The 5,904-nt window shown below is 33.5% G+C and carries 6 protein-coding genes and 1 CRISPR repeat array; of the genes, 5 read left to right on the plus strand and 1 reads right to left on the minus strand.

Annotated features, from left to right (window positions below; genetic code table 11):
- The first annotated feature begins 10 nt into the window (after positions 1 to 10).
- Positions 11 to 489: a CRISPR direct-repeat array (repeat unit 27 nt; unit sequence CTTTTTATCCTACCTATGAGGAATGGA).
- Positions 490 to 1,086: 597 nt separating this feature from the next.
- The 5 genes from AA81_RS12090 to AA81_RS12110 all read left to right on the plus strand — a co-directional run bounded on the left by AA81_RS12090 (position 1,087) and on the right by AA81_RS12110 (position 5,640).
- On the plus strand, positions 1,087 to 1,854 hold the full coding sequence (locus AA81_RS12090; RefSeq protein ID WP_103899167.1) for a DUF364 domain-containing protein: 768 nt from the start codon (positions 1,087 to 1,089) through the stop codon (positions 1,852 to 1,854).
- A 48-nt stretch (positions 1,855 to 1,902) separates the two neighbouring features.
- Positions 1,903 to 2,418: a cob(I)yrinic acid a,c-diamide adenosyltransferase gene (gene cobO / locus AA81_RS12095; RefSeq protein WP_103078214.1), complete on the plus strand. Its 516-nt coding sequence runs from the start codon at positions 1,903 to 1,905 to the stop codon at positions 2,416 to 2,418.
- A 278-nt stretch (positions 2,419 to 2,696) separates the two neighbouring features.
- Positions 2,697 to 3,191, plus strand: coding sequence for a hypothetical protein (locus tag AA81_RS12100; protein ID WP_146026618.1), 495 nt, complete (start codon positions 2,697 to 2,699; stop codon positions 3,189 to 3,191).
- Between the two features lie 82 nt (positions 3,192 to 3,273).
- Positions 3,274 to 4,023: an ABC transporter ATP-binding protein gene (locus AA81_RS12105; RefSeq protein WP_103078216.1), complete on the plus strand. Its 750-nt coding sequence runs from the start codon at positions 3,274 to 3,276 to the stop codon at positions 4,021 to 4,023.
- A 21-nt stretch (positions 4,024 to 4,044) separates the two neighbouring features.
- Positions 4,045 to 5,640 carry a permease-like membrane multi-spanning protein gene (locus AA81_RS12110; protein WP_103899168.1) on the plus strand — a complete coding sequence of 532 codons (1,596 nt, stop codon included), beginning with the start codon at positions 4,045 to 4,047 and terminating at the stop codon, positions 5,638 to 5,640.
- Here AA81_RS12110 and AA81_RS14455 read toward each other — a convergent pair.
- The coding region (locus AA81_RS14455; RefSeq protein WP_211292710.1) for a hypothetical protein at positions 5,616 to 5,904 on the minus strand (289 nt) is incomplete at its 5' end. The two genes, AA81_RS12110 and AA81_RS14455, sit on opposite strands and share 25 nt — an antisense overlap.

The following is a 5,904-nucleotide window of genomic DNA, read 5'->3' on the forward strand; positions in this document are numbered from 1 at the left end:
AAAGATTTATCTTTTTATCTTACCTATGAGGAATGGAAACACTGTAGTTACTTGTACCACCTTGTAAATTAGTTATACCTTTTTATCCTACCTATGAGGAATGGAAACTAAGCTAAAGCTGTTTCTAGGTTCATTAGATGATCTGGGTCCTCTTTTTATCCTACCTATGAGGAATGGAAACGTTCTTCTTCTAAAATTTTAATTTGCTTATCAATTTCTTCCTTTTTATCCTACCTATGAGGAATGGAAACCTGACTTGAATTTAAACATTTTAGTATTTATATCATATACTTTTTATCCTACCTATGAGGAATGGAGGGGTTGGAGAGGAATGGAAACCCACCAATTCGAATTCTTCCAACCATGTGTCCTGACCCTTTTTATCCTACCTATGAGGAATGGAAGGTAGGGGCGAGGAATGGAAACACTGATGGTAAGTCTGTAAATATTCAAGCTCTTCAGCTTTTTATACTACATATGGGGAATAGAAGATGAGGAGAGGAATGAAAACAATACTATCTCTCAGCTTCCAAGTAATCTTTCCTTCCTACTAACCTTATTTTAATGAACTGAAAGTAGGAAAGAAAAGATAACCTGTAAATGTGAGGCTTTTTTTCTTCCTTTTGTTCAAAAAGAGATGAAGAAGAGAAAGGAATGGAAGGTGGGAGTGAGGAATGGAAACCTGTGTAACCGTTTGACTTCTTTTAAAATTCTGGATTTTTTATCCTATCTTTTCTTTGATGAATATAAATATTCTCAAATCATCTCCATTTTTCTTAACTTCATAGATTTTTATTCTAACAATAAGAAATTGAAACATTTTTTTAAAGCATCTTTCTTGTTTCTTCGCTTTTTTTCTTATCCTAAGAGCAAATCCACAATCAGATAAAGAAAAATATTTAAAGTATTACATTAGAAGAGCTAAAATTGTTACTGAAAGCTAATGCAAATTAATGAATTTTTTTAGATTTTTAGATGATATAATGGGGTTGAAAACAAATTATCAAAATCATGGGAAATAGGAAGAAGGTTAAGAACATTTTTTATATTTCAATAGTTAAATAACTCACTAAGAAGGAGATCAGGATGATAATTGAAAGAATTATAGAAGAAGCACAGCCTTATTTAGAAGGATTAAAGATCAAAGATGCGGTTATAGGAATTTCACTTATTGGTTTGGAACTTAGTAATAATTATATGGGTGTAAGTTATGTTCTACGTGAGAATTTAAAATCAGGTTGCTCTATTTTCCCGTATGCTCAAGATATTATTGGTAAAGATAGTTTAGAAATTGCCGAATGGGCTCTCACGGGTCAAGATGATCTGCAAAGGTCTATTGGCGTTGCTGTGTTGACAGCATCTTCACGCTCCCTTCCTTTGGTTGATGTAGATACTTCTATTCACCCCTTTTCTGTTGAAATTACTCCAGAGGATAATGTTTGCTCGATAGGCTATATTCCTCAAGTTGCTAATATGTTCAATGGAATGGTCAAAAATGTATTTATTTTTGATCGTGGAGTTTCGCAAAAAGGTGGCGTTTTTGGTAAAGTCCTCCCTGAGGAGAAACAAAAGGACATACTTCCAAAATGTGAAATTGTTTTTTTAAGTGGGACTACTGTTATAAACCACAGCTTAGAGTATCTTTTAAGTTTATGCAAAAATGCCCGAGAGATAGTTTTAATTGGGGCATCGACCCCGATGTTTCCCAACGCGTTTGTTGGAACAGGGGTAAGTATTTTAGCAGGTTCTTGGTGGGATGAAAGGGAAAAAGACAAAATCTTTCGAAATATTTCACTCGCAGGGGGTATAAGCCAGATATCCAAATTTGCAATTAAAAAGAATGTAAGGGTATAAAAAAGCTTGTAAGAAAATAAATTTTTAGCAGAGAATGAGGTGGCTGAGATGGAACAATCTTTCGTTCATGTTTATACTGGCAACGGCAAAGGCAAAACAACAGCAGCTTTAGGGCTTTCTGTTAGAGCGGCACTTTCAGGTAAAAAAGTCTTTTTTGCACAGTTTATAAAAGGCATGGAGTATAGTGAGTTGAAAGTGAGCGAATTTATTAAAAACATTGAAATTCAACAGTTTGGTAGAGAATGTTTTATATACAAAAAACCTACAGAAGAAGACATAGAGGCAGCCAATAAGGGAATGGATGTTTGTGAGAAGGTTTTAAAAGGCTTTGAATACGATTTGGTTGTGTTGGATGAGTTAAATATTGCTTTATACTACAAATTGATTCCCCTGAGTAGAGTTGTAAAAGCAATTACAGAAAGAACTCCATCGATAGAGGTTGTAATAACTGGAAGATATGCCCCAGAAGAAATTATAGAAATTGCGGATTTGGTTACCGAGATGAAAGAGATTAAACATTATTACAACCAAGGTGTTCAAGCAAGAAAGGGAATAGAATTTTAAATAACAGTAAAAAATAAATAAGCCAAGTTTCTTCGAAGGTCAATTATTTTTGGTATTCAAAATATAATTTCCTGTTTTATTTTATTAATATGCATAATAAAAAAATAATGGTATAATAATATTAACAATAATATTTTTACTTCAATCCAGACAACTTTAGAGTATTAATCAAGCGAAGGATGCGAAAATTGATTTAAAGTTTCTAATTTGGTTCAATAAAAAAGGAGGAGATTTTTATTTCTAATTATCCAAATTTTCACACAGTGGCAATCAAGTATATGAATGATTCTAATTTAGTACATGAGGACCATCTTCACCCTGAAGTTATTTTGTGGGTAAATTTTAGCGAAGAATCTAAGAAAGAATTTTTGGAGAAGATAAAAGAACTTGATGAAGAATTGGCTCAGGATATCAACGAGCACCTGTCACAATTCAAAGTTCAAGAAGAAGTCGTCCCCGTTAACTTACCATTAGATGTCGATAGTGAAGAAGAATTTGACAATTTCATGTACTTCTTAGGTGAGTTGGCAGAGATCGTTGATTTAAAAGCGTATTCAGTGATTACTGAGGTGTCACTAGCCGAAGAAGAGAGCGAGAAAGAAGATTCTGGAGATCTATATGATTTTCCGGCAATATTCAGCGAAGAAAAGGAAGGTAGCTGTTATTTAACGGTGTTCGATTGGGATTTAAAAGAAATGGAAGAGTATTCTGGTAAGTTTGAAAAAAACGAAAAAGAAATTGAAGGCCTGAGATTTCCTTTCTTTCAAAGCTAACACAATGAGAAAACCCTCTGGAACCAAAAAAGAAGGGTTTTATACTTATTAAAATAAGAACGAAGTAGAGGGGGGATTAACTTTGATAAAAGCGATAAATTTAACAAAAAAATTTAAAGATTTCACTGCTGTTGATGGAATCAACTTAAACGTAAAAACAGGAGAAATTTATGGTTTTCTTGGTCCCAACGGTGCAGGGAAAACTACAACGATAAGGATGCTCACAGGAACACTAAAACCAACCTCTGGTCAAATTTTCATAATGGATAAAGATTACAATAATTACGAAATGGAGATAAAAAGAGAAATTGGGGTTGTGCCTGATGAACCAAAAATGTATGAGAATCTCAAAGGCAGTGAATACATAGAGTTTGTAATGAACGTATACAAATTAAATTCAGATGAAATTCATTCCCGATTTAACGAAATATGTGATGCCTTTGGGATAGATTACCTCAACGATTATATAGGTGATTATTCTCATGGTATGAAACAAAAATTAATGGTTGCTTCTGTTTTGATGAGAAAACCAAAGGTGATTTTTTTAGACGAGCCAACCGTAGGTTTGGATGCCAGGGCAGCGAGGATACTCAAAGAACTTTTACAAAAATACAAAAACGAAGGCTCTTCGATATTCTTTACGACGCATATACTTGAAATAGCAGAAAAGATGTGTGACAGAATAGGAATCATCGATCACGGTAGGATCCTTGCTGAAGGTAATTTGGAAGAGTTGAGGTCTCTCTCTAAACTCGGAAATAAGAGCTTAGAAGATATTTTCTTGGAATTAACAGGGGGTAGTGAAGTAAAAGAAATAATCGATGAACTCTAGTGGGGAGGTTCTGAGACAATTATGAATGAATTGAAATTGTTGTTAAAATACTCCTATAAAAACAAATCTCGACCGACAAAAAATAAAAAAGGAATAGAAAGAAGATCAGGTATGATCTCCAGTATAATGAGTTATCTAATAGTCCCAATAATTTTTTTAGCTGTTATCATTCCAACGATGCTCGCAGCCGCAGGTTCCTTTAATTTAAACATTCCGTTGAATCAAATAGGTTTGGATTCTAATTATACTTTGCTAGAACTAATGTTTGCACCTTCTTTTTTAATTGTAAGCGCGATTTTTGTTTTACAATTTTCCCCATTAATTGTAACTACGCTTTTTGATAACGATATGATGGACATCCTTTTGACCATGCCTATTAAAAGATCAACACTTTTTTTCTCTTCTACGATAGATAGTTTAATCATGTCTGGAGTAGGAAGTGGCGCTTTTTTATCAATCGTTGTTTCTTATATGATTTTGAAAGGTTCAAATGTAATTCTATCTATCTTGGGTATTATAGGGTTTTTTCTTTTTTTGATATCTATATCGATTGTAATAGGATTAATTATGTCTTTCTTTGTTGGTAAAACATCCGCAAAAAGAATTGCACAATTAACTTATTTCATAGGCATTATCTTTATGGTCTTAATACCGCAATTTCTCCCCAGGATAATGACCAACGATCCAGAAAACCTTGTGGAAAGCATGGGGAACTCCCTTAATATTTTTATGAACCCTCTTTGGCCACATGCTCAATTCATCAATGCTATTAACGGCGACATCTTTTCTCTTGTTTTTATCTACGCTGTTTCAATATTGTTCTTTTACTTGATATACAGATATGCGAACAGACTTGATTTTTCAACATCGAGAAAAAAATCAAAGGTTAAAAAAATTGAAAAGTTTAAAACCAAACGTCTTCCTCTTTTTGAGAAAGATAGAAAACTTCTTTTCAGGAATTCCCAATTGATCTTTATGATGATTTATCCGGTAGTATTGCCATTCATATTCTTTTTCACAGGTATGCAAGATTTATCTTACATAGCGATGTTTTTTGTGTTGATAGCCGCAGACTATTCAGCTATGATTTCTGCATATATGTTGACTGAAGAAATAAAAATCTGGCCCGTTCCAAAGTTATTTCCTTTCAAAACAAAAACTATGGTGAACTCAAAAATAATGATTTCTACAGGGCTTTATACTATTGAGTTTATAGCTCTTACAATAGTTTTCTCAATTCTTTTAAAATTTAATTTCTTTGATTTAGTATTAATAATTCCTACTGTCATATTATTGTACTATTCATCACTGTTAGGAACAAGAATCTTTCTCAGTGATCCCAAAAGAGATATATCCCAAATGAACAAGGTTTTCAAAGGGAAAGAAGTATTGGTTATAGAATTGATAACAATGGGGTACGCTGCGGCTATTTTTGGTTTGCTATTTTTTTATGACCTAATGCTTGACCAAGGTCCATTGTGGATCTTCAAAAATATTAGCATGCAGCTTACTTCTCTAATAATACTTGGAACAGTAGCGGTGCTATTGTTTGTAATTGTAAGGTCTATTGGAAAGGAACAAAGAAAGATAAATCAGTACATAGAAGCGATGGAATGACATTCCGTTGGTGAATCTAAAAATTGTATTGAATTTCTGTGATACTTTAATAAACCCTCTATGGAAATTGTAAGAGGGTTTTTCTTATTTTCTAAAATGTGTGCTATCATATATTTTAGTAGGGTTTTCCTATAACGCGTGGAAAGTAGTGATCGGAGAAGTTCTTCTTCCTTAAAAGTGGACTGCGGAACGATGGGAGTAGTTCTTCCTTTTAATGGGTGGGTTACGGAACGGAGGGTTGAAACTCCTTTTTCCTCTGGGTGG

It is taken from the genome of Petrotoga halophila DSM 16923, assembly GCF_002924615.1.